Source organism: Heterorhizobium halophytocola, from assembly GCF_017873095.1.
Classification (GTDB): domain Bacteria; phylum Pseudomonadota; class Alphaproteobacteria; order Rhizobiales; family Rhizobiaceae; genus Allorhizobium; species Allorhizobium halophytocola.
This window is the reverse complement of the sequence record NZ_JAGGJU010000002.1, coordinates 86223-109416: the sequence shown is the minus strand read 5'-3', so window position 1 is coordinate 109416 and position 23194 is coordinate 86223. Positions and strand designations below refer to the sequence as shown.

18 protein-coding genes, 4 pseudogenes and 1 other annotated feature are annotated in these 23194 nt (G+C 60.9%); of the genes and pseudogenes, 10 read left to right on the top strand and 12 right to left on the bottom strand.

The genetic code is table 11. The features are described from left to right. Positions 1–16 precede the first annotated feature (16 nt). From J2Z17_RS03780 to J2Z17_RS03770, 3 genes are all read right to left on the bottom strand, one after another. Positions 17–979 (bottom strand): ABC transporter permease, encoded by a 963-nt coding sequence (locus J2Z17_RS03780; protein WP_209942380.1) that lies wholly within the window; start codon positions 977–979, stop codon positions 17–19. Then, positions 979–2490 (bottom strand): sugar ABC transporter ATP-binding protein, encoded by a 1512-nt coding sequence (locus J2Z17_RS03775; protein ID WP_209942378.1) that lies wholly within the window; start codon positions 2488–2490, stop codon positions 979–981. The genes J2Z17_RS03780 and J2Z17_RS03775 overlap by 1 nt, the downstream gene beginning before the upstream one ends. Before the next feature lie 131 nt (positions 2491–2621). Beyond that, the gene (locus J2Z17_RS03770; protein WP_209942937.1) at positions 2622–3512 is read right to left on the bottom strand and encodes a substrate-binding domain-containing protein; all 891 of its coding nucleotides are present in this window, start codon (positions 3510–3512) and stop codon (positions 2622–2624) included. Positions 3513–3721: 209 nt separating this feature from the next. Here J2Z17_RS03770 and J2Z17_RS03765 point away from each other — a divergent pair, with 209 nt between their 5' ends. After that, complete coding sequence (locus J2Z17_RS03765) at positions 3722–3961, top strand: hypothetical protein (RefSeq protein ID WP_209942376.1); 240 nt, start codon at positions 3722–3724, stop codon at positions 3959–3961. Here J2Z17_RS03765 and J2Z17_RS03760 read toward each other — a convergent pair. The 5 genes from J2Z17_RS03760 to J2Z17_RS03740 all read right to left on the bottom strand — a co-directional run bounded on the left by J2Z17_RS03760 (position 3958) and on the right by J2Z17_RS03740 (position 9253). Further along, complete coding sequence (locus J2Z17_RS03760) at positions 3958–4680, bottom strand: COG3904 family protein (protein WP_209942373.1); 723 nt, start codon at positions 4678–4680, stop codon at positions 3958–3960. The genes J2Z17_RS03765 and J2Z17_RS03760 overlap by 4 nt on opposite strands. A 62-nt stretch (positions 4681–4742) precedes the next feature. Next, entirely contained in the window at positions 4743–6050 is a 1308-nt protein-coding gene (locus J2Z17_RS03755; RefSeq protein ID WP_209942371.1) for a hypothetical protein, read from the bottom strand. A 290-nt stretch (positions 6051–6340) separates the two neighbouring features. After that, the gene (locus J2Z17_RS03750; RefSeq protein WP_209942370.1) at positions 6341–7957 is read right to left on the bottom strand and encodes a sensor histidine kinase; all 1617 of its coding nucleotides are present in this window, start codon (positions 7955–7957) and stop codon (positions 6341–6343) included. Positions 7958–8061: 104 nt separating this feature from the next. Further along, positions 8062–8691 carry a hypothetical protein gene (locus J2Z17_RS03745; RefSeq protein ID WP_209942369.1) on the bottom strand — a complete coding sequence of 210 codons (630 nt, stop codon included), beginning with the start codon at positions 8689–8691 and terminating at the stop codon, positions 8062–8064. Between the two features lie 106 nt (positions 8692–8797). After that, a complete protein-coding gene (locus J2Z17_RS03740) occupies positions 8798–9253 on the bottom strand; it encodes a pyridoxamine 5'-phosphate oxidase family protein (RefSeq protein ID WP_209942368.1) in 456 nt (151 codons plus the stop codon). 150 nt (positions 9254–9403) lie between these two features. Between J2Z17_RS03740 and J2Z17_RS03735 the strand changes: the two are divergent. The 3 genes and pseudogenes from J2Z17_RS03735 to J2Z17_RS03725 all read left to right on the top strand — a co-directional run. Continuing rightward, positions 9404–10673, top strand: a pseudogene (locus J2Z17_RS03735) (IS3 family transposase). Then, positions 9733–9842 (top strand) — a sequence feature (AL1L pseudoknot). (Overlaps the previous pseudogene by 110 nt.) Positions 10674–11034: 361 nt before the next feature. Beyond that, the gene (locus tag J2Z17_RS03730) at positions 11035–12288 is read left to right on the top strand and encodes an ATP-binding protein (protein ID WP_209942367.1); all 1254 of its coding nucleotides are present in this window, start codon (positions 11035–11037) and stop codon (positions 12286–12288) included. A gap of 315 nt (positions 12289–12603) precedes the next feature. Then, a pseudogene (locus J2Z17_RS03725) lies at positions 12604–12753 on the top strand (ATP-binding protein); the annotation flags it as partial. 150 nt (positions 12754–12903) lie between these two features. On the opposite strand, the pseudogene J2Z17_RS03720 reads toward J2Z17_RS03725, so the two are convergent. Together J2Z17_RS03720 and J2Z17_RS03715 are read right to left on the bottom strand one after the other, a co-directional pair. Then, positions 12904–13179, bottom strand: a pseudogene (locus J2Z17_RS03720) (O-methyltransferase); the annotation flags it as partial. Positions 13180–13494: 315 nt separating this feature from the next. Then, positions 13495–14553 carry a LacI family DNA-binding transcriptional regulator gene (locus J2Z17_RS03715; protein ID WP_342454360.1) on the bottom strand — a complete coding sequence of 353 codons (1059 nt, stop codon included), beginning with the start codon at positions 14551–14553 and terminating at the stop codon, positions 13495–13497. 115 nt (positions 14554–14668) lie between these two features. Between J2Z17_RS03715 and J2Z17_RS03710 the strand changes: the two genes are divergently transcribed. The 6 genes from J2Z17_RS03710 to J2Z17_RS03685 are packed head-to-tail and all read left to right on the top strand — an operon-like array spanning position 14669 to position 20664. Further along, a complete protein-coding gene (locus J2Z17_RS03710; protein WP_245223854.1) occupies positions 14669–15703 on the top strand; it encodes a TRAP transporter substrate-binding protein in 1035 nt (344 codons plus the stop codon). A 23-nt stretch (positions 15704–15726) separates the two neighbouring features. Continuing rightward, complete coding sequence (locus J2Z17_RS03705; protein WP_245223853.1) at positions 15727–16257, top strand: TRAP transporter small permease; 531 nt, start codon at positions 15727–15729, stop codon at positions 16255–16257. Continuing rightward, positions 16254–17531 carry a TRAP transporter large permease gene (locus tag J2Z17_RS03700; protein ID WP_209942363.1) on the top strand — a complete coding sequence of 426 codons (1278 nt, stop codon included), beginning with the start codon at positions 16254–16256 and terminating at the stop codon, positions 17529–17531. Before J2Z17_RS03705 ends, J2Z17_RS03700 begins: the two co-directional genes overlap by 4 nt. Before the next feature lie 9 nt (positions 17532–17540). Beyond that, positions 17541–18080: a VOC family protein gene (locus J2Z17_RS03695; RefSeq protein WP_209942361.1), complete on the top strand. Its 540-nt coding sequence runs from the start codon at positions 17541–17543 to the stop codon at positions 18078–18080. An 8-nt stretch (positions 18081–18088) separates the two neighbouring features. Next, positions 18089–19369, top strand: coding sequence for a RuBisCO large subunit C-terminal-like domain-containing protein (locus J2Z17_RS03690; protein ID WP_209942359.1), 1281 nt, complete (start codon positions 18089–18091; stop codon positions 19367–19369). After that, positions 19366–20664: a four-carbon acid sugar kinase family protein gene (locus tag J2Z17_RS03685; protein WP_209942357.1), complete on the top strand. Its 1299-nt coding sequence runs from the start codon at positions 19366–19368 to the stop codon at positions 20662–20664. The genes J2Z17_RS03690 and J2Z17_RS03685 overlap by 4 nt, the downstream gene beginning before the upstream one ends. 9 nt (positions 20665–20673) lie before the next feature. Here J2Z17_RS03685 and J2Z17_RS03680 read toward each other — a convergent pair whose 3' ends face one another. Both J2Z17_RS03680 and J2Z17_RS03675 read right to left on the bottom strand, forming a co-directional pair. Then, positions 20674–21984, bottom strand: coding sequence for a sulfatase-like hydrolase/transferase (locus tag J2Z17_RS03680; RefSeq protein WP_209942355.1), 1311 nt, complete (start codon positions 21982–21984; stop codon positions 20674–20676). A 42-nt stretch (positions 21985–22026) separates the two neighbouring features. After that, positions 22027–23006, bottom strand: a pseudogene (locus tag J2Z17_RS03675) (IS5 family transposase). Positions 23007–23194: the final 188 nt, after the last annotated feature.

Sequence of the window (23194 nt, the reverse complement as noted above, 5' to 3'; positions counted from 1 at the left end):
ATGTGAAATTCCGTACTCAGCTGGCTGTGCGTTTGGAGCGTACGTCGAGCCAGACGGCGACGAGGATCACCAGACCCTTGACGATCAACTGGTAGAAATAGGGTACCGAAAGCATGTTCATGCCATTGTTCATCACACCGATGATCAGGGCACCGATGACGGTCCCGATCATGGTGCCGACACCGCCGGCAAGGCTGGTGCCGCCTAGCACCGCTGCGGCGATAGCATCGAGTTCGTAGCTCATGCCTGCATTGGTCTGAGCCGACAGAAGGCGCGAGGACAGGAGAATGCCGCTAATTGCCGACATGATGCCGGACAGCATGAAGATGGAGATCTTCATCCGGTCGACCTTGATGCCGGAATACGCCGCCGCCTCCTTGTTGCCGCCGATCAGGTAAGCGCGACGGCCGAAGGTCGTCTTGCTGAGCAGGACATGGTTGAACAGGAACAGCACCGCGACGACCCAGATGATGATCGGAATGCCGAGGAAGGAGTTCGCGCCCAGCGCCATCCAGCTGTCATCGAGGATCATCGCCGGGGCGCCATTGGTCGGCAGGCTCACCATGCCGCGATAGATGCCCATGGTCGCAACCGTGACGATAAACGAAGGCAAGAGCAGCTTGGCGGTCAGCACGCCGTTGAAAAGGCCGAGGATCGCGCCGGCAATCAGGGTGAGTAGAACCGCTGGCACGAAACCGAAGCCGAAGGCGAAGCACTGGGCGCCGACCATGCCCGCTACCGCAATGATCGAGCCGACCGAGAGGTCGATCTCGCCCAAGAGAATGACCCAGGTCATGCCGAAAGCACAGATGGCGATGACCGAGACCTGCTGCAGGATATTGGTGAAATTGGCAATCGACATGAAGCGCGGATTGGCCACCGAGAAGATGACGCAGAGCGCGACGAGTGCGAGGAAGATGCCGCCATACTGCTTCAGGATCTTGGCAAATGCGGAATTCTTGGAATGGATCTGGGTCATCAGTGTTGCCCCGTCGCGAATGTCATGATGGTTTCAGGTGTCAGTCTGTCGCTGGTGACGGTCGCCGCCAGGCGGCCCTCGTTCATCACCACCACGCGATCGCTGAGGCCCAGCACCTCCGGCAGTTCTGAGGAGATCAACAGGATGGCTGTGCCTTCGGCGGCTAGCTGGCGGATGATTTTGTAGATCTCGAACTTGGCGCCGACATCGACGCCGCGGGTCGGCTCGTCGAGTATCAGCACCTTGGGCTCGGTCAGCAGCCATTTGGCCAGCACGATCTTCTGCTGGTTGCCGCCGGACAAGGCGCCCGCCGGGGTGTCGAGATTGGCTGTCTTGATCGACAGACGCTCGACCTCGACCAGCGCCGAGGCGGTTTCCACGCGGTGCTTCATGAAGCCGAGCCGGGCTGCGAAACGGCGCAGAGCCGCCATCGTGATATTGCTCTCGACGCTCTGGGAAAGCACAAGGCCCTGTTCCTTGCGGTTTTCGGTGACGAAGGCAATGCCATGGTCGATGGCCTCGGAGGGCGAGCGGATCTCCAGCGGCTCTCCCTCAAGGCGCACCGTCCCGGTAGCCGACTTGACCCCGAACAGGGCATTCATCACCTCAGAGCGCCCGGAGCCGATCAGCCCGAAAAAGCCGAGAATCTCGCCGGCGCGGACGTCGAAGGTGATATCCTTGAACTCACCCTCGCGCGACAGGCCTTCGACCGAGAACATCGGGGCGAGAGAGGCGCCAGGCGCCGGCACTTCCCGCGGCGGATAGATCTGGTCCATGGAGCGGCCGACCATAAGTGCGATCAACTCTTCGATCGTCACGTCCTCACGCTGGCGCGTGGTGACATAGCACCCGTCGCGGATCACCGTAATGTCGTCTGACAGCCGCATGATCTCTTCCATGCGGTGGGAAATGTAGATGATCGCCACGTTCCGGGCCTTCAGCCGCTCAATGATCGAGAACAGGATTTCCGCCTCGTTGTCGCTGAGTGAAGAGGTCGGCTCGTCAAGCACGACGACCTTGGCCTCGATGCTGAGCCCCTTGGCGATCTCGACCAGTTGTCGCTGTGCGATCGAAAGGTCCCCGACCTTGTCGGTCACGTCGATCGGCAGGCCGAGCTCGGCAACTATGTCGCGGGATTTGCGGATCAGGGCGCGGTCGTTGATGAACCCGGCCACTGCCGGCTCGCGCGTCGCAAGGATGTTTTCAGCCACCGTCAGGTTGTTGCAGAGGCTGAGTTCCTGAAACACGATCGTCAGGCCAAGGCGTGCTGCGTCCTGCGGATTGGAGGGATGATAGTTGGCGCCGTCCAGCCGGATATTGCCGGAGGTCGGCTGGTAGACACCGGCCAGGATCTTCATCAGCGTTGATTTGCCGGCGCCGTTTTCGCCAAGCAGCGTGTGGACCCGGCCACGCCGGACGTCCAGCTTCATGCCGTTGAGCGCGGTGACGACGCCGAATACCTTGTTGACGTCGCGGATCTGCAGAACGGGCTCTTCGTCAGCAGTCGCCATGCAGCATCTCCTTGGTAACCGTCTTTAGTCGGAATGTTCAATATTGCGGTGCGCGCCAGAAGGTTTCAGCTGCGGCAGCGTCGAGATGTCCGTCCCGGCCGGAGCCGGGACAGACAGGCCTTGGGAGGCTACTACTTCTTGGTATAGACGCCGGGGACGATTGGCTGGTCGGCAGGAACCGCTTCACCCGCGATCACCTTCACGGCCGTGTCGACGGCAAGCTTGCCCAACTGATCGGGGAACTGCTGGATCACGCCGGCCATGACCGGATTGGTATCGACGGCATCGCGGGCTTCCTTCATCCCATCAAAGCCGATGACCTTGACCTGATCTTGAAGATTGGCGGCCTTGACGGCGACGGCCGCTGCGAGCGCTGCGTCATCGCCAAAGCCGAATATGCCAGAGACGTCGGGATTGGCCTGCAGCATGTTCTGCGCAGCGGCCAGAGCCTCGGCGCGGGTGATTCCGGTCTGCTGCGCGACAATCTTCATCTCAGGATGCTTGGCGATGGCATCCCTGAAACCCTTAACACGGTTCACCACCGATTGAACGGTTGGGTAGTCGATGATTGCGACATTGCCCTTGTCGCCCAGGTCCTTTGCCATGAGTTCGCCAGCCTTGACACCACCGGTATAGTTGTCTGTACCAATGTGGGAGGTGACGTCGATGCCATCGGCGGGAACGTCGACGGTGATGACCTTGATGCCGGCTTTCTTGGCCTTCATGATCGCAGCCAGAACGCCCTTGCTGTCGACCGGCGAGATCACGATCACATCGACGCCCTTGATGATAAAGTCTTCGACATCCGCAAGTTGCTTGGACAGATCCTGGTTGGCGATCGAGATCTCGAGCGGTACGTTCTTGGCCTTGGCTTCGTCCTTCATCGCCTGGGCGAGGTCGATGTAGAAGGGATGTTGCTGGGTCAGAAGCGACGCGCCGATGCCGTCAGCGCGAGCTGAAACGGCAGCTGCGGATAGCAGGCCGAAAGCCAGGACTGTCTTAAAGATACCACTGCGAAACATGTAATCCTCCCGGATGAATTTGCTTGGACCTGGTAGGTGCGATGATCGGACTGCAGGTCCTCCCGCCCGATCATCCTCGGCACAGGAAACATAATATTTTACGCGCGTCAATTTTAAAAAAGATGCGAGACAATAATAAACTTTTTTCGCTGCAGCATTTTTGGTGCGGTTCCCGCTATTGAGATCGGGCCACATGACTGGGAAATGCCATGATATTCTGGAACATTTTCTCGCCGCCGCTGCGCTTCTGGCAGAAAAAGCGAGGCCGCCCGTGTGCGGCTGGCTACCTGCATAAGAATGTGTGCTCAGAACAAAATGATCGCGATCAGGAGGAATTCCAGCGCTTTCATCATCCGTTCTGTGTGGCAGACTGGTTGTCGAACGTCTTGGGTGGGAAGTTGGGATCACCTGCCCGCCAAAAAAATGAGCCTTATGGGGACCAGGCCTAACCCGACGTCTTTTTGGACGTTCCCGCGGTTGTGAGCTTGAATTCCGCCATTTCCTCCGGCGTCAGGTAGTAAAGCCTGTCCGGCGGGGTTTCCAGGGCTTTGATCCACAGCGCGCTGCTGACGCCCATCTGCTCCAGATGGCGGGTGACGCGCGCGGTCGTACGCTGGGCTGCCGACACGGCCTGCGCGGCAGAAAGCTGTTGCCGTTCGGCACTGTAGACCTGATGCACGCCCACGACTGCATCCTTTTGCGCCTCGCGCACCGCTCCGCCGGCGAAGACCAGCGGGCAAGACGAGGCACACAGCGCCTTCGCTTTCACCTGCGTGGAGAGGCCTTTTTCCCGGATCAGTGAAGACATAGACAAGGCATCTTCGACCGAGCCCCCCGGAGAATTCAGTGCAACAGTGGTTACATACTCACCGCGCGTCTCGATCTCCGCGGCAAAGCGGTCTGCAGCGCCCAGATCGATCGATCCCTCAGCCATGAGGACGCCGCCCGGCAGCAGCTCAAAACGCATCGGTTGGCGCAGGACCTGTGGCGAACTCTCCGGCGCGACCGGTGGCGCCTGCGGCCCGCCGTCGGTCAGTGCCGGTGGCAGCACAGGCGCATCTATCGGGAGATCGCCGGGAAGCGACGTGTTGGCGCGGCTCATTTCCCTGATGTCGGTGAAAAGGAAGATGCCGGCCAATATCAGCAGACCGTAGAATGTGCCGCGCATGACCAAGGCGTCATCGACCCGTAGGATCGAATTCCGCAAACGTTCGGGAAGAGAAGAGGATCTCACGTGGGAGGCCCTTTTCGGGGCGCCTTCACCGAGGTGTCGAGGCTGGTGATGTTGGAGTCCGGCCGCTCGTGCTCGACATCCTTTTCCACTGAATGCAAGGCTTGTTCGATATCGACGCCCTGCCGGCCGAGCGCTCGCTGGACCTCAAGGGCCTCCAGAAGCTCAGCCGCGGTAATCCGCTGCGCAAAGGGCAGACGTTCTTCCTGGCGCCGGATCGCCCCGTGTACGACGGCCAGGATAAAAACAAGAACTGCGGGCAGCAGGTCGATCGAGATTGCCCCCGCCCAGGCGGGAATGAAATCGGCGGCATAACGCAATACGGCTTCCGCAGAAGAAAGCGGCACAAAGCGTCGCTCCGCTACGGCCGCCCGCGCCAGAATATCGTCCGCAGCCTTTGAAAGCACCTGTGACTGGGCGGAAACCGAGGCGCGGATCGTCTGCATCACCTGGTCTTGGCGATCAGCGAGATCGGCAGCGCGGCCATCGGCGACTGGCGCAATGAAGCCGAGGGAAAGGTCTTCGGCGGCTCTCTTGACCGACGGCGCAATCGATGTCTGTTCCAGCGAGGTCATCACACCAGAAAGTGCCACGACCTCTGCAGAGAATTCGTCGCTGCGCGGTGCCACGGCACCGGGCGCGGAAACCAGCCGGCGCATGGTCGCGAGATGACCCTGCCCCTGCTCAAACAGCGTTGCCACCCGTTCGCGCGATGCAACAATGTCCGTCTCCAGTTCGCTCAGCTGAGATGACATTTGCGAGAGCAGCTGGACCACGCTGCCCGACCCCGTTGTTCCGGTCAGTGCGCCGTTCTGGCGTTCGTCTTCCGCAAGTCTCGAAAAGCGCTCCGAGGTCCGCTGTATGTCTGGAAGCAGGCTCTGGGCTGCAAGTGCATTCTGGTGCGCGGTATCGAGGTCTGCGGTATAGTCTTGTACCGTTTCGGCCAAGTGCTGTTCCAGCGCCGCGGAGCCGGCCAGCGCCGCGGCATTCAGCCAGCTGGACATCGCGATAATCATGGCACAGCCGAGACCCATGACCCCGATCAGCGCACCGCGTGCGCCCGGTCCTGTGACGTGCGGATAGAAACGCGCCATGTAGGACCAGAAGGCGTAGATCGCCACCGAGACCGACGCCGAATAGATGATTGCGGCAAAGAAGATTGCCGTTGGCGAACCGTCCAGCAGGCTGCGCACACCAAGATAGGTATAGACACCTGACGCCAACGCCAGAACAGCAAGCGCAAAGCGGGTCATGGTTTCCACGGCAAGGACGCCGTCCTGCAAACGATGCGATGCGCCAAGCGCCATGGAGATCTCCGAGTTACACATCTCAAGGATGCTCTAGAAAGGAGGCCAAATGAGGGGTGCGGTCAAGACCATTAGCCGCTCGCGTGACCGCCAGACTTGAGACCTTGATTGCAGCCATGACCGGCGACCTTGGGGCGCCGCCCCCTCGGCAATCAGAGGGCCGGACAAACAGCAAAAGAAAGACTGCACCGTCCTTCGAAGCGCGAGCCACGCTATACTGTCACACAGATAGAAGCCTGTCTCAAATTTGCGCCCTGCGACCGGCGCGTGCCTTGTCCATGGCGGTCCTCTCAGGCGATCGGCCAGCTCGCCCGAAATACCATTCCGTTGTCGCGCTCGATATGCAGTTCGCCACCAAGCTGGGCGATGAAGCCCGCGATCAGCTTGCTTCCCATGCCTTGCGGCGCCTGCAGCGGATCATAGCCCGGTCCATTGTCTCGGATCACCAGATTGCCTTTCAGCCCCTCTTGCGACAGACGCACCTTGAGCCAGCCGTGATCGGTATCGTTGAATGCATATTTGAAGGCGTTGGACACAACTTCATTGATCAGCATGCCGAGGGGAAGGGCATGGTCCCTGTCGACGGCGACGGCTTCCAACTCAAGATCCAGTGCGACATTCTTATCGAATGACGATGCGATATCCGTGACGAGCGTGTTGACGTAGGGCGCAATCTCGATGGTCTCGAACTGGTCGGTCTGATAGATCTGCTCGTGGATCGATACCATCGCGGCAATCCGGCGACTTACATCCGACTTCGCCTCCGGCGATAGCGGCTGCAGGCGAACTAGCGCCTGAACCGTCTGCAGGTTATTTTTGACCCGATGATGGATTTCTCGGAACAGGAACGTGTTCCGTTCCAACGCCCGTTCAAGTTCATTGTTGCGGATCGCAAACCCGTGCAAAAGGCGGACGATCCAAGCGGTCGCCAGACTGAGCACGCAGGCAAATGGGATGACGATAAGCAGTTGCGACTTCAAGTTCTGCCAGAACTGGTCGAGCACCTCGGCACGATCTATCGCGGCCAGGGCGACCACCGGCCAGCCATCGATTTTCTGAAATGCGACGATGCGCGATATGCCGTCGATCGGCGACACCGGGCTATGATAGATCCCGCTTTGATGATCCTTCAGCATTGCAAACCATGCGGTCTGGCCAAGATCCACTTCCGCGTCGGGCTCCGGATGCCGTGCCATCAGCCATCCGTCGTCTCGTATGATGGACACGGTCGAGTTGGCCCCGAGCCCCATGGTCCGCCAAAATCGATCGACGAAGGCATTTGAAATGGTGATCGCCGCCACGCCCTGGAATTGCCCGTCACGCATGACGCGCCTTGCAATTGTGAACGCCGAGGCGTCTATCTGATTGTCCCTGGTCAGCCGACCTATCGCCAGATCCTGACCGCCCGCCAGTTTTGCGAAATAACCGCGTGTCTCGATGTTGATAGAGCGGGCGTCGCCCACACTGGAAAAACGCAGATGCCCGGCGGCGTCGAAAACGGCGTAGTTGAAACCGATAGGAAGGTCGCCGACCGCTTTTTCGAGGTCGAGGATTTTGCCGGCCGTGCTGATGCCGTTAAGGCTCAAGGCGGCATCGATCCGCTGCAGCGCCTGATTACTAGCCTCCATCATCCACTGGGCATTGGCAGCCACTGTCTGGGCCGAAGCGGCCGCGCGGACTTCCCCGTTTCTCAGCGCCGTTCGATAGCTCTGCATCAGCAACATGCCGCCGAAGACCAGCATCAAGCCTATAAAGGCAAGGCTTAGCCAGATCGGCAGTGCCGACAGTCGGCGTGCTTCATTCACTTTGCCCCGTCTCTTCAGGATAACCATCGCATCTTCTGCCCCTTCACACTCACCTTGACTGGCCGAACCCGCAATGATGCCGGGACCGAAAGGCAATGCCATGCTTTTCCTGCCACAGCCGCTCGATGACGGCAATGTTCCGGCGTGTTGCAATTGTTTCCGGAATGACCGCAGCGGGAGGTGACCCGGACAACCCGCTGTTTCGATCAACGTAACAGCCCGTCGATGTCGAAGTCCTCCCAGCCGCGGAGCCTGGATGCCGGTTCGTCGACGTCGTTGCCTCTCTTTTTCGACGGCTTGCTGCTTTTCCTGGCCAACCGCGTCAGCTTTGCCTGATAGGCAGCGTTCCTTCTCTTTTCCGCCTTCGCCTCGGCATCCTCTACCCGCCACTCGTCGACGGCACCCCGATCAAGAAGGTCTTCCACAACCTTCGGATCGAACACATGGAAGGTGATCTGGCGGGCCCGTCCGGCCAGGCGGACAGTTCGCGTGCCAGCACTCGGGAGGCGGCCATCTGCAAGCCAGCGGTGCCGCTCGCTGGTCTTCATCCCGAGGATATCCTGTATCTCGCGTGGGATGACAGGAAGTGTCGGCGCTTCATCCATGGCCTTCGCAATGACTGATAGGGCAGCATTGAACGCCGTCTTCTCATCGGCCGACATCGCCAGAACCAGATCGACCCCGTCCAGCGAGATCGCTTTCTTAAACGCGGATGGCAGGCGCGCCTGGATCTCTTGAAGGATGCCCTTCGCGCGAACGGATGACCCCATCGTGATGTCGGCAGCCAAGGTCCAGGTCCTGATCAGCTCGACGTCGTTTTTTTCGTGTTTCGGCATACGACCTAGATGGTGCGTCCGAAGTCAGCGATCAACGTGCCGTCGGGCGACGTTTTACGGGAATGTGCGATGACCTCGTCAATTTCCCGCAGTGTCACACCGCACCTCACGCGGAAGCGTCCGCCCTGGGCATATTTATGCGGCCGTTCTCCTCGCCGTCCCAGTGTTGGATCGTCCTTGCCGAAACTTTGATAAGGACGATTCCCGGCGTGTCGATGCCTTCGGGAAACCATCGATCGAGATCCTTTGCCCAGTGTTCCGCGAACTGGGTCTTGTCGCGAATCACGCGTCCTTCGCCCTCTACAGCGATGAATATACCCGGCTTACCGAGCAGGCTTGGGGGTGCGGTGAATGTGAGCGTGACACCGCTGTTGTGATTAATGTCACTGACCTTCCTGGTGTTTTCAAAAGAGAAGAACCAGGAGTCGCCGTCGTATTCCACATCGCCGTTGTTGCTCATGGGCCGGGTTTCGATCCTCCCGGATCCCGAATGCGTGTTGAACATGCAGAAATCGATCTTGCCGAGCTTCTTCGACAGCTCTTCAATCGTCATCGTCGTCATCGAGATCTCCCTGAATTGTTCACATGAACCCGCCGTGACCGGGATGGTTCCGCTGGATTGAGAGGGTTGCGTGTATCTTGGATGTGCGCGATCCGTTGACTGAACCGCGCCGGCTTTGCCGGAGACCCCAACTCGTGAGAAGTAGGGTCTATGACAAGCAAGACGACGAACAAATTTTCTCCTGAAGTCCGCGCCCGCGCCGTTCGAATGGTGGCCGATCATGAAGCCGAACATCCTTCCCGGTGGGCGGCTGTATCTTCCATAGCGGCCAAGATCGGCTGCTCGGCGCATACGCTCAATGAATGGGTGAAGAAGGCCGAGGTCGACAGCGGCAAGCGTGCAGGTTTGCCGAGTGACGTGGCGGAGAAGATGAAGGCTTTGGAGCGGGCGAACCGGGAGCTTCGTCAGGCGAATGAGATTTTACGCAAAGCCTCGGCGTATTTTGCCCCCTATCGGCGAATGCGAGCATTCGCCTGCCGGGCAGGGAGGCGGAGCTCGACCGCCCACTGAAGCGATGATTTCCTTCATCGATGCACACCGCTCGGTGCTCGGGGTCGAGCCGATCTGCAGGCTGCTGCCGATTGCCCCGTCCACCTACTATGAGGTCGTTGCCAAACGCACGGACGTGGACCGCCTGTCAGCCCGCGAACGGAACGATATTGCCATGAAAGTTGAGAGACGCCGGGTGTTCAACGAGAACTTCCAGGTCTATGGCGTGCGCAAAGTCTGGCGGCAGCTGCAGCGAGAGGGTTACGATATTGCCCGCTGCACCGTCGCTCGGCTTATGAGAATGATGGGGCTTCAAGGCGTCATTCGCGGCAAGCCAGTCAAAACCACCGTGTCGGACAAGTCCGCTCCATGCCCGCTAGACCGGGTGAACCGACAGTTCTTCGCTCCCGCGCCGAACATGCTGTGGTTATCCGATTTCACCTATGTCGCGACCTGGCAGGGCTTCGTCTACGTGGCGTTCGTCATTGATGCCTTCGCCCGCCGTATCGTCGGTTGGCAGGCATGCCGAACGGCCCATGCGGGCTTTGTGCTCGATGCCCTCGACCAGGCGCTTCATGATCGGCGGCCCGTCGAACGTGGCGGGCTGGTTCATCATTCCGACCGCGGCTCGCAATATGTGTCCATTCGCTATTCCGAACGGCTGGCGGAGGCAGGCATCGAGCCGTCTGTCGGAAGCGTTGGTGATAGTTACGACAATGCTCTCGCCGAAACGATCAACGGTCTTTACAAGGCCGAGGTCATCCATCGGCGAGGACCATGGCGCAACTTCGAAGCCGTGGAGTTCGCCACGCTCGAATGGGTCGATTGGTTCAACAACCGCCGCCTTCTGGAGCCCATCGGCAACATACCGACAGCCGAGGCCGAAGAACGATACTACGCCATGCTGGACGCACCAGCTATGGCCGCATAACTTAAGCCAAACGGTCTCCGGCAAAGCCGGGACGGTTCACCTCCGGGCACCATCGCGAACTGCGAATGGCGGCGATAAGCCTGTGGGCGGAAATTGTCCGAGCATGAGAGATATTTGCGGATAGCGCCTTTCGCTGGCCCTTCGTCCATTAAGTTTGCGATGCCTGCTGGTGAGATTGACGAGAACGGACCTTCTGAAATGCCAGAGGAAGCTCCAATCAAACCCGACGACGCTGGTATCCGCTCGATCTGACGAGCATCGGCGGCCAGAAGTGACGAGGCTAAAGTTTGGTCGCTCTTTGAATTAAAAATGGACGGCTCTGCACTTTAAACTGGACGAAGCATGAGCTAAGAATGGCCGTATGATTGGTCATTCGAATTTGAAGCCCCTCGTCGATCGAAAAGCGTTGCCTCTCGTGGAGGCAGCTCTGGCCGATACCCGTGTCGTTTTGATATCCGGGCCGCGGCAGGCAGGCAAGACGACGCTCGCGCGCACGTTCTCGGACAAGGATCGACCATACATCACATTGGATGATGCGGGCACCTTGAATGCCGCGAAGGCCGACCCGACCGGGTTTATCCGGGGGATCAAGCGCGCGGTTATCGATGAGGTCCAACGAGCCCCCGATCTGATGCTTGCAATCAAGGCAAGCGTGGATGATGATCAGGAGCCGGGAAGGTTTCTGCTAACGGGCTCCGCCAATCTCGCGACCATTCCAGCTATTGCCGACTCCTTGGCCGGCCGGATGGCAGTCATTCCGCTTCTTCCCTTTGCGCAGGCCGAAATCCGATCGAGTCCGGGTCTCATGCTCGACCGGCTGTTTGCGGGGGACGAACCGGCCGTAGAGGGTGAGATTGTTCTGGGCAAGGAATTGATGAGCATGGTTCTGGCTGGAGGCTATCCTGAAGCCTTAAGGCGAACCACCTCGGCCCGGCGTGTCTCGTGGCTCGAAGACTATGTTACTCTGATCCTAGATCGTGACGTGCGCGACATTGCCAACATCGATCAGCTCGATCGTTTGCCGCGCCTCCTGAACATCCTTGCGGAACATGCCGGCCAATTGATCAACAATAGCAGCTTCGGTTCTGCACTGGGATTGTCCGGCGTCACCGCTCAGAAATACATAGCCATTCTAGAGCGGCTATTCCTTATCAAAACTCTGGTGCCATGGTCGAACAACCGGCTCAGTCGGCTTGTCAAAACGCCAAAGCTTCATTTCATCGATACAGGACTTCTGGCGGCTTTGCGCGAAGAAGAAGTGGCCAGGCTATCCGACGACAAGACCCGATTTGGCGCCCTGCTAGAGAGTTTCGTCGTCTCCGAACTGATGAAGCTGGCATCCTGGTCCGAGAGACGCGTTTCGTTTTCGCATTACAGAACGAAGGATCTGGATGAGGTCGATGTCGTGATAGAGGATCGGCGCGGGCGAATCATCGGCATTGAAGTGAAGGCGTCTGCGACCGTCAAGGCCGACGATTTTCGCGGGTTGCGTCAGTTGCAGGCAGCGGTCGGTGACCGTTTCGTGCGTGGCCTCGTCCTGCATGATCATGACCGCATCACGCCGTTTGCCGAACGCCTCCAGGCTGCGCCGCTCTCAATCCTTTGGTCGATGTAAAGTGGATTTACTGGTCCTAGATTTTGCCTTTTGGCAGCGGCAGCGGCAGCGGCAGCGGCAGCGGCAGCGGCAGCGGCAGCGGCAGCGGCAGCGGCAGCGAGAAACGCGTCGCGCTGATAACTCTAGCGCCGAGGTCCGAAAGTCTGGGCGGCTGGCCGCGTGTGCCGCTGTTCAGATCTCTGCAAGCTCGACCATGCGGATTGTGGGCGACGGATAACCTGCAACGATCTCCTCTATAGTCGCGCCCTCGGTTCTCCGCAACGGTTCTTATCGGAATACCGGTCTTCTTGAGGACGGGTTCATCGCCAGCGACACCACCTCCCGTTTGATGAATGGACGGAGACCTTGGGATCGGAGCGTCTCACCGGTGCGCTACTCGATCGCGCCACTCACCACGTCAACATCCTCGAGATGAACGGCGACAGCTATCGTCTGGCTCAAAGCCGCGCCCGAAAGGCCAACTGAGACCCTTCAAAAAATCGCCACGGCCACCTGAGACCCCCGCTCGGGCTACGCGCCCCCGGCGGTCTCAGGCGGCCGCCATAGTGGCCGACTTTTGCTCCGCCCCGTGGCCGGTTTTTACTCCGCCGTTGACACATACGCTGACTTTTAGGCATGTATCTCCATACTGATGATCCGGCCGCCGTTGGCACGCGCCGCCTCCGCCAGCCAGCCCGAATATCCGAACGATGTGCCGATCTTCAGAATTATCGGTGCTTTGAGACTTCCGGCGAGCAGATCGATAGGGCGGCCGGTCTGCGGCCCAACGGCGCGCATGCGCTGATCCTGGCCGCCGTCACGCCCACCAGGAGGCTCGAAGCGCGGCTTGCTCCGCTCCTCGTTTATACGCTGATGATACAGCTCCAGAATCGCTTCGATCTGTTCGTTCATCTATGGCTCCTGCAAAAGGCTGACTGCGAAAATATGCGGTCGATGGATATCCTCCAAGCTGGTGGTTCGCCAAACGCCTATGCCGAACCGGTAACTCTCTCACCCAGGGCTATCCCATCAAGTATGTCCGGCAGATGGACCGCATAGATGGCAAAAGGCGTTTCTGTTGTGCCACCCCACCCGGCTCACGCGGCTTGCTCGGCACGTAACCCCTTGGGCCTTTCAAGGGACGATATCCTGAAACTTTATCAGGCAGCCTGGTAGGCACAGGGTCTCTTTGTCGCGGCCGGGGGCGTCCGTTCTGTCAGGATTTTGCTATAGCGGCAGGTTTTCGCGCAGCAGGATTTCCATCTTCAGCAAAGGGGCCAAGGGCGGACTGCCGTCGCCGGACAGCTCGCCGCAGGCGGCGAGCGCCGCGCTCAGCACCAGATCCGGGTCCGAATTGATGACCGCATCCATCGTGCCGTCGAGCAGAAGGCGGCGGGTGTCGGCGCTGAGGCCATGGCCGATGAAGACGAGGTCCTCGCTCCTGCCCCTTTCCTTCAATGCCCGGGCTATGCCGTCGGAGGAGCCGCCGACATTGTAGATGCCGACAAGCTCCGGATGGTGATCGATCAGCGCGAGCGTGTGACGGTAGTTTTCGTCCCGGTCGTCATGCCCCTCGCGCACTCCGATGATGCTGAGCTCCGGATACATTTCCTCGACCAGGCTCTGGAAGCCCATTTCCCGGTCGGTATGCGCCCGGTAGATGCGGCTGCCGGCGATGACGGCGACGTCGCCCTTCTGGTGCCGGCAGAAGCGGCCGAGCAGATAGGCGGCGGTGCGGCCCGCCTGCTGGTTGTCGAGGCCGACATAGGCGCTGCGCACCGCCGGCGCGAAATCCGAGACGATGGCGACGACCTTCTTGTTGCGTGCCACGATCTCCGCCGTCGCCTCGCGCACAGCCGGGTGGTCGAGGGCCATGCAGGCGATTGCGTCCGCCCATCTGGCATGATGGCGAAGGGCGGCCGCAAGAGCGGATGGTGCGAAGCTGTCGACGAAGAAACAGCGGATGTTGGCGCTGTCGCGAGACCTCATATCCGCTCTTTTCCGGACTTTCTCTCCGAGCAGCCGCAGATAGGGATTGGTGCCGTTGGGAAGCAGGAAGACGACGTTTGGCGGACGCGGTCTCACCAGCAGGTCGTATTCCTCCTGGCTCAGATATCCGACTTCTAGGGCCGAGCGCAGCACTAGCGATACCGTGCGTTCCCGCACGCCTTTGCGCTGGTTGAGCACGCGATCGACGGTCGCAAGCGAGACGCCGGCGCGGACAGCAATGTCGTCCATCAGCGGGAGCCGGTTGGTTCGACCGGTGTCGATTTTGTCTGACGACACATCAACATCCATCATTTAATACGGTTTGACCTGAAGCATGCGCCTTCGTAGCTTCCTGTCAAGAGGCACGCCTTGAGGAGGTGTGCGCCGGCAGGGAGCAGTCAGGGAGGAAATGATGGCTCAAGAATTTGCATTGGCGAAGTCGGCGGTTTCGCGCCGGTCTGTCCTGGGTATCGGCGCGGGGGCGGCCGCATCGATACTCATGGCGCCTTATATCGCACGGGCGCAGTCGATGACGTTGCAGTACGGCCACAACAACGAGCCTGCGAGCGTCGCCGGAGCCCAGGCCGACTGGTTCGCCGAGGCCGTGGCGAAGAATTCCGGCGGCGACATCAAGGTCGATGTCTTTCCGGCATCCCAGCTCGGAAAGCTGCAGGAACTGGCCGAGTCCGTGTCGCTTGGCAACATCGCCTTCTCTCACAATACCGCCGGCGGCATCGGTTCGCTCTACGAGCCGTTTGCCGCTCTCGACACACCTTATCTCTACCGCGACGTCGATCACCTGATGAAGGTCATGGACGTCAATTCGCCGGTGATGGCCGAACTCAATCAGGGGCTCGTCAAGGCCGCCAATGTGCGTGTCGTCTACGCGCATTATTTCGGTCGCCGCAACCTGACCTGCAACAAGGCCGTGATGTCGCCCAAGGATCTGGCGGGGGTAAAGATCCGTGCCGTTCCGTTCCCGATCTACACCACGGCCGTGGAGGGCATGGGCGCCGTGCCGATCCCGGTCGACTGGTCGGAAGTGCCGACAGCGCTTGCGACCGGTGTCGCGTCCGGACAGGAAAATCCCGTCAACGTGGTTCTCAACGTCAAGCTCTACGAGGTGCAGTCGCATCTCATGCTGACGGGGCACATGTCCAATGCGGAGGTCGTCGTCATGAACGAGGACGTCTGGCAGGGCCTCAGCGATGCGCAGAAACAGGCCGTCAGTACCTCGGCGTCCGAAATCCGCGACCGGGCGACCAAGGCGATTGCCGACAACGAAGCCAAGGATACCGAAGCCCTCAAGGCAAAGGGTATGACGGTCATCGGTGTCGACGAGGGCCTGAAAATCGGCGAGTTCCGGGCATCGGTGCAGAAACTGGTCGACGAGCGTTTCGGCGAGAAATACGGCGACCTCTACGCCAAGATCAAGGCGATCGCCTGATCGCAAGCTGGGGGAGCCAAGTTATGACGTCGACGGCCGGCACGATGGTGACATTCGCACACACGATACTCCTGCGGATTGCGCAATTGTTGATGGCCGTTGCCGTATTGCTGCTTGCCCTGATGGCGGTCCTCGTCGTGCTGCAGGTCGTTGCCCGCAACGGCTTCGATCTGGGGCTGCCGTGGGCAGACGAGCTGGCGCGCTTTTCCGGCGTGGCGCTCGTCTATCTCGCCCTTCCGCTTCTCGCCGTGCGCAGCCAGCATGTCGCGGTGGATATGCTGCCCCAGTTTCTCGGCGGTCGTTCAAGGCGCGTCATGGCGGTCGTCGCGGAAGCCGGTGTCTTCGTCTTCTGCGCGATCACCCTTTACGGCATGCAGGCCTATCTCATGCGGGCAGGCAAGTTCGCGACCCCGGCCATGGGCTTGTCCAACTGGATCTTCTATGCGCCCGCCGTGGTTGGCATCACACTCCTTGGCCTCGTGGCTCTGGTAAGGCTTCTCTGTCTTGCGGGTGGCGGCGTGGCCAATCAATCTCCGGCCGGCGGTCCGCAATGAGCCTTACTCTTCTTATCCTTTTCCTGCTGACGCTTGCGATCGGCATGCCGGTTGCCGTTTGCCTCGGCCTTTCATCCGCGGTGGTGATCGTCGCATATGGTCTGCCGGTCAACGTGCTGGCGCAGCGCGCCGTCAACGCTCTCGATTCCACGCCATTGCTTGCCGTGCCGCTGTTCATCCTGGCTGCCAACCTTCTGACGGCCATGGGCGTGACGACCCACCTGTTCGACTTTGTCCGCCTGCTGGTCGGCCGGGTCCGCGGCGCGGTCGCCCAGGTCAGCATTCTCGTCAGTCTCGTCTTTTCCGGCGTCTCCGGGGCCGCCCTGGCCGACATCGGTGCGCTTGGCGCGATCCAGATCAACCAGATGAAGAAGCAGGGCTACCGGGAGGATTTCGCCGCCGGTATCACGATCGCCGCTGCCACCATCGGACCGATCTTCCCGCCCTCCATACCGATCATCATCTATGCGAGCGTCGCCAATGTCTCGGCCGTCAAGCTGCTGCTGGCCGGCATCGTGCCTGCGATCCTGATCACCCTGCTGCTGATGGTCCAGGTGGCTATCACGGCGCGGCTGAAGAACCTGCCGCGGGACGATGTCACGCCGAGCCTTGCCGCCATAGCGCGGAAATTCGTCATATCGCTTCCGGCAATCCTGGCGCCGGTCCTGCTGATCGGCGGACTAATGAGCGGCTATTTCGGCCCGACGGAAGTGGCGGGCGTGACCGTCGCCTATGCCCTGTTCATCGGTCTTTTCATCTACCGCAGCCTCGACTGGCGCGGCATTGTCAGAAGCCTGCAGGAAACCGTCGAGGCGACAGGCAGCATCCTGTTCATCGTCTCGACGGCGGCGCTGTTTGCCTGGGTCCTGACCATGGACCGCGTGCCGGTCACGGTCAGCGCCTTCCTGCTCGGTCTTTCCGACAATCCGCTGTTTCTGCTGCTTCTGGTCAACATCCTGCTGCTCGTCGTCGGCATGGTGCTGGAATCGATTGCAGCGATCCTGATCATCGCGCCAATCATCGCACCGGCCTTGGCCGCGGCAGGCGTCGATCCGCTGCAACTGGGCATCGTATTCGTTCTCAACCTGATGATCGGCCTGCTCACCCCGCCCGTCGGCATGAGCCTCTACATGGTGTCAATCGTCGCAAAAATGCCGGTCCACACGGTCATCAGGGGCACACTGCCCTTCCTGATCTCGCTGATGCTTTCCCTTCTCGCCGTGACGCTGATCCCCGCGATCTCGACATGGCTTCCCAACTACATGGTGCAATGAGGCTTCCACATGAGCAGATTCCTGGGCGAAATCCGTCAGCTGGGCTACGTCGTAGACGACATAGAAGCCGCCATGGCCTATTGGCACGGCACGATGGGGGTCGGTCCCTGGTACTACAATCCGAAGGTTCCGATCGAGGATTACACCTATGAGGGCGAGCGCTATGACGTCCACAATTCCGTCGCTCTCGCCAATGCCGGCTTCATTCAGGTCGAACTGATCCAGACCCGCAACGATGCGCCGTCCATGTATCGGGATTTCATGGCTGCCGGTCACCGTGGTCTGCAGCACGTTGCCTACTGGACCCAGACATTCGACGAAGATCTGGCGCGGATGGAAGGCGAGGGGTTTCGCGTCAAGATGAACGGGACCGTCGGCGTGAACGGCCGTTTCGTCTATTTCGCCCAGGAAGACCATCCCGGAACCGTGATCGAGCTTTCCGAGGTACTGGGGCCCAAGGGACGCATGTTCGATCTGATCCGCGAAGCGTCGAAGGATTGGGACGGTAGCGATCCGGTTCGGCCCTTCCCCGATCTCAGCAAGATCTGAGGCGCGTCATGGCGGCAAGGCAATTCATCGAGGCGCGATACCTGATCGAGACCCCGCTCGATCCGGAAAAGGTCGCGGGCATCATGGCCGGCGAGCAGAGTTCCGGCACCTTCGTCAAGGTGGCGAACGAGACCGAGGAACTCAAGGAGCGGGCGGCCGCAGTCGTGCTGTCGGTAGACGAGATCGAACCGCTTGCGGAACCCAGCCTCTACAGCGCCTATCTCGAGCGCAGGCATGCTCATGCACCCTATCGCAGGGCCCATGTGCGCGTTGCGTATCCGGTCGAGAACGTGGGTCGAAACCTGCCGACGCTCGCCTCGATCGTTGCCGGAAACCTCTACGATCTGGGTGAGGTGACCGGGCTCAAGCTGCTGTCGATCGACCTGCCTGCGGCCTATCGGCAGAGCTATGAAATGCCGCGTCTCGGCATTGGAGGCACCCGCGCTTCTACGGGTGCGGAGGGGCGCCCGCTGTTCGGGACGATCCTCAAGCCCAATGTCGGCATGTCGGCGCAGGAGACGGCAGGTCTGGTGGCCAGCCTCTGCGAGGCGGGCGTCGACTTCATCAAGGACGACGAGATCTGCGCAAATCCGGTGCATGCGCCGCTTGCCGAGCGCGTCCCGGCTGTCATGCGGGAAGTTCGGGCCTATCGGGACCGGACTTGTCGCAACGTCATGGTGGCCTTCAATGTCACCGACGAAACGGATGCCATGCGGCGCCATGCAGAGCTTGTCGAGCGGGAAGGGGGCTCGTGCGTGATGGCGAGCCTCAACTGGTGCGGCCTGTCGGCTACGGAGACGCTGCGCCGATCGACACCGCTTGCGGTTCACGGCCATCGCAACGGCTACGGCGCCTTTGGCCGGCATCCGGCGCTCGGCTTCGGTTTCGATGCCTATCAGGCGCTCTACCGGCTGGCGGGGATTGACCACATGCATGTCCATGGCATCGGGGGCAAATTTTCGGATCCTGCCGAGGAGGTCGAGCATGCGGCGCGGCGCTGCCTGGCACCGCTTTCGGCCGATTCCGGTATCGATGACCGGGTCATGCCGGTCTTTTCGTCCGGCCAATGGGCGGCAACGCTGCATCGCGCCATGGAGGCCGCGGACAGTGAGGATTTCATGTTCCTCGCTGGCGGCGGCATCCTTGCCCACCCACTAGGTCCTGAGGCCGGGGTTGAGAGCCTGCGGCAGGCCTATGAGGCGATCCTGCAGGACAAAACACTTGAGGAGCACGCGGCAAACCATCCGGCCCTGGCTGCCGCGCTCGCATTTTACGGTGCACGCGGATGACGGAGCACCTGCCGGAGACTGTCTTCATCGGTGACGACTTCACCGGTGCGTCGGATACACTCGCCGCGTTTGCGCGCGGAGGCCGGCGTACAAGGCTGTTCCTCTCGGTGCCGGGCGCTGCCGATTGCGAGGGACTGGACGCGGTCGGCATCGCGACGGCGTTGCGCGCGATGGAGGCGGATGCGATCCGCCGGGCCTGCGAAGCCATGGCACCGCAGATCAGGGATCTCGGCGCGCGCTTCTATCACTTCAAGGTCTGTTCGACCTTCGACAGCAGCGAGACGGTCGGCAGTATCGGCGCAGCGGTGCGCGGCCTGAGTGAGGCGCTGCAGCCGGCGCTGACCATCATTCTCGGCGGACAGCCCAGTCTCGGGCGCTATTGCCTCTTCGGCAACCTTTTTGCCCGGGCGCCCGACGGCATCGTCTATCGCATCGACCGCCATCCCGTAATGTCGTCGCATCCCGTGACGCCGATGGGGGAGGCTGACCTGCGTCGACATCTGCAGAGGCAGGGACTTGCGGATATCTCGCTCGTCTCCGGTGCCGAACTGGATGTCGCGCCGGCAATCATCTGCCCGCGGCTTCTCTCTGCCTCCGGCAACGGCTTGCGACCTGTGCTCGTCGATGCCGCGTCGCAGGCACATGTCGATACCGTCGGGGCTGCCTTGGCTGGAATCGACTGGGAGGGCCCGATTTTGCTTGTCGGACCGAGCAGCGTGGCGGAGGCCATCTGTGCCGCGCGACCGGCGCTTGACCGAAAGACCGGTGCGTCAGCCGGCGCCACCCGTCAGACAGCGGATGCCGACCGCCCCGTGCTTCTGTTTGCCGGAAGCCGATCGTCGCTGACCGCGGCCCAGATCGCCCACGCCGCGCGCTACAGCACCTTGGCCGTGACCCCGGTCATGCTGGAAAACGAGAGCCGTCTCGATACCCTGGCCGCGACGGCGCGCGGGCATCTGGGCGAGGGCCGCAATGTCCTTCTCCATCTTCAGCACGAGGCCCGATACGGGCTCTCGGGCGAGGCGCTTGCGCTCAAATGTGCAGCCCTGATGAAAACCGTCGTCGCCGGTAAGACACTGTCCGGAATCGGCGTGGCCGGGGGGGACACGTCCTCCCTGATCCTCTCCGAACTGCAGATCTCGAGCCTTTCCCATGTCGCCGATCTGGACCGGGGGGTTGCGCTGTGCGAGGGGCGCATGGAGGAGGGCGGCCGGTCGCCGGTCCTCCTGCTCAAGGGTGGCCAGATGGGCGATGCGACCCTGTTCGACCGCTTCGCCGCCTTTTGCCGGAATTGAGGCGCGACCCTATTCCAGGGGATCCACGTCGCGTTCGCGATCCACGGCGCCTATGAGGTCGCTCGCATTCAGCCTGAACTGACGCGGAAAGCGCGGCTTTGCCTCAAGGATCTCCGGCACCTGGCCCTCCTCGACGTCGGCGATCCAGCGCAGGAGCCGCGCCTTCAGGTCGTCGGCCACCTCGCGGAAAGAGGTCAGCCCGACCAGGTTAACCATCTCGTAGGGATCATTGTCGAGATCGTAGAGATAGCTCTCGCGATAGGCGTCCGATCGCGGCGCATCGCGGTCATAGGCAGAGGTCACGCCATATTTCCAGCGATGTGTCCGCAGGGCGCGGCCGGTCTCGGTCTCCGAGATCTGGAAGAAGACGTCGTCACGCCACGGAGCGCGGTGATTGCGCACGACCGGAAGGATCGACTGTCCCGTCATCTCCTGAGGAACCGCGATCCCGGCCGCGTCGATGAGCGTCGGAGCAACGTCGATGGTCGAAAACAGGGCGCGGACCTGCCCCCCGGACTGGAAGCCGGGGCCGGTGATCAGGGTCGGGACCCGCACGGCGCTTTCATGACAGGATCGCTTGTATTCGCTGTTCCGCGTCTTGAAATGGCAGGCGTGGTCGGAGGTGAACATGATGATCGTGTCATCGAGCATGTCGAGGCTCTTCAGCGCGTCGACGAGCCGGCCGAATGCCTCGTCCAGCCGCTTGACCATGCCGTAATTGCCGCCGAGATGCCATGTGCTGGTGCCCTTCAGGGTGGCGAGGTCCGGCGGCGTCCAGAGCCGTGCGTTCATCTCGTCGGCATAGCCGTCCGGCGCGGGATAGGCGTCGGTGTGGTTCTGGTGATGCGGCTCGAGAAAGGAGACGAAGAGGAAGAAGGGATCGCTCTGGTGCTCGTCGCAGTAGCGGATCGCCGCGTCCGTCAGCGCATCCACGCGGTAGCCCGGAAGCTTGCGGCGCTGGTCATCCACATCGTAGACCACCGTGTCGTAGGCGTCGGAGGTGAATTCCAGAAGGTTGGCGGCGAGCCAGCTCTGATAGCCGCCGCGCTCGGTCTTCGGCACCGGGTCTGCGCCGCCCAGATGCCATTTGCCGATGTAGCCGGTCTTGTAACCTGCCCCGGCGAAGGTCTTGGCAATGGTGACCGCATCGTCGGCCAGCGGAATGCCGTTGCGGAAGCATCCTGTCTGGGTGGCGAACTGGCCGGTCTGCATGGAAGAATGGGCAGGACCGCAGAGCGGCTGGCTGGTGAAGGAATGATAGAGATGGGTGCCGGCCCGCGCGAGGCGGTCGAAATTCGGCGTCAGCCGGCCGTGTTGCATGGATCGTCCGGTTGACGCAATCGCCCCTAGCCCGGTCGGATTTCATAGTGTTCGTTCGAAGATCGGACGTCCGAGCTCAGTCATTGTGTTGAGAACAAGAACGCCGATGCGGGCCTCGGTCTTCTGATTGTCGAGACCGCGCGCTTGCAGCTTGGGGCCAATGACAGTGTTCCATCGGCCCATCTGGGTTTCGATCCGGCTGCGCTGATTGTAGCCCGTCGATTTCTGCCACGCCAATCGGCCTTGCTTTGCGATCTCGGCAATATGGCGATCGCGAACCGTGGGATGTGTGGCGGCGTCGGGACTGGCGGCCGCATTCTTCGGCGGTGGAATGACGGCATTCACATGATCGCCAAAGCGGGCGGCCAGAAGGTCGCGCGTCTTAATGCCATCATAGGCGCCATCGGCAATGAAGCGGGCGACGGAGCCGTCGATCTGATCGAGAAGATCCGGCAGGGCCGTCGGATCACCGATCTCATCCGTGGTCAATTCGCTGCAGACGATCTCACCACTGACCAGATCAAGTCCGAGATGTAATTTCCTCCACCGCTTGCGACTGGACTTGGCGCAATGCTTTGTTTCAAGCCACTCTCCGGCGCCAACGAGCTTCAGCCCGGTGCTGTCGACAACCAGAGTGATCGGCCCGTCACTCCCCAGGCGAGGCTCCGTCGGCGGCAGGGCCATTCCCTTGCTTCGGCGCGACAGAGTTGAGAAATCAGGAACCAGAACATCCAGACCCATCAGCGCCACCACGCTGCGCATCAGGCCCTGGGTTTGACGCAGGGGCAGCCGTAGACGACCCGCAAGGTCAGGCATAGTGTGATCGCCAGATCCGAATATGTCGGCTGTCCGCCACGCGACTTCCGCCGGGATGCCGACCAGAGACACTGCACGTCTTCACTGACCCAGACGGTTAAATCGCCGCGTCGCCTCAAGCTCTCGTTATAGGTAGCCCAGTTCGTCACCCGATGTTTCTGCCGAGCAATCTCGTGTCGGTGGGCGGAGTTGAACTTGTGCGGCATACGGAAAACCCTCAATACGATGTCCCGCCAAATATCAGCCGCAAACCGATCCATGCAACAAGGCCCATTTCCATGAGGTCGCGCATGGTTGGGGCTGCTCGCGACGTTATGTCGAGGAGCATTCCGTCACGAACCGTTATCAAGATCGGCCCGTCGCCCCCGGTCGCCCACGCTCTCCCGACGAAAGT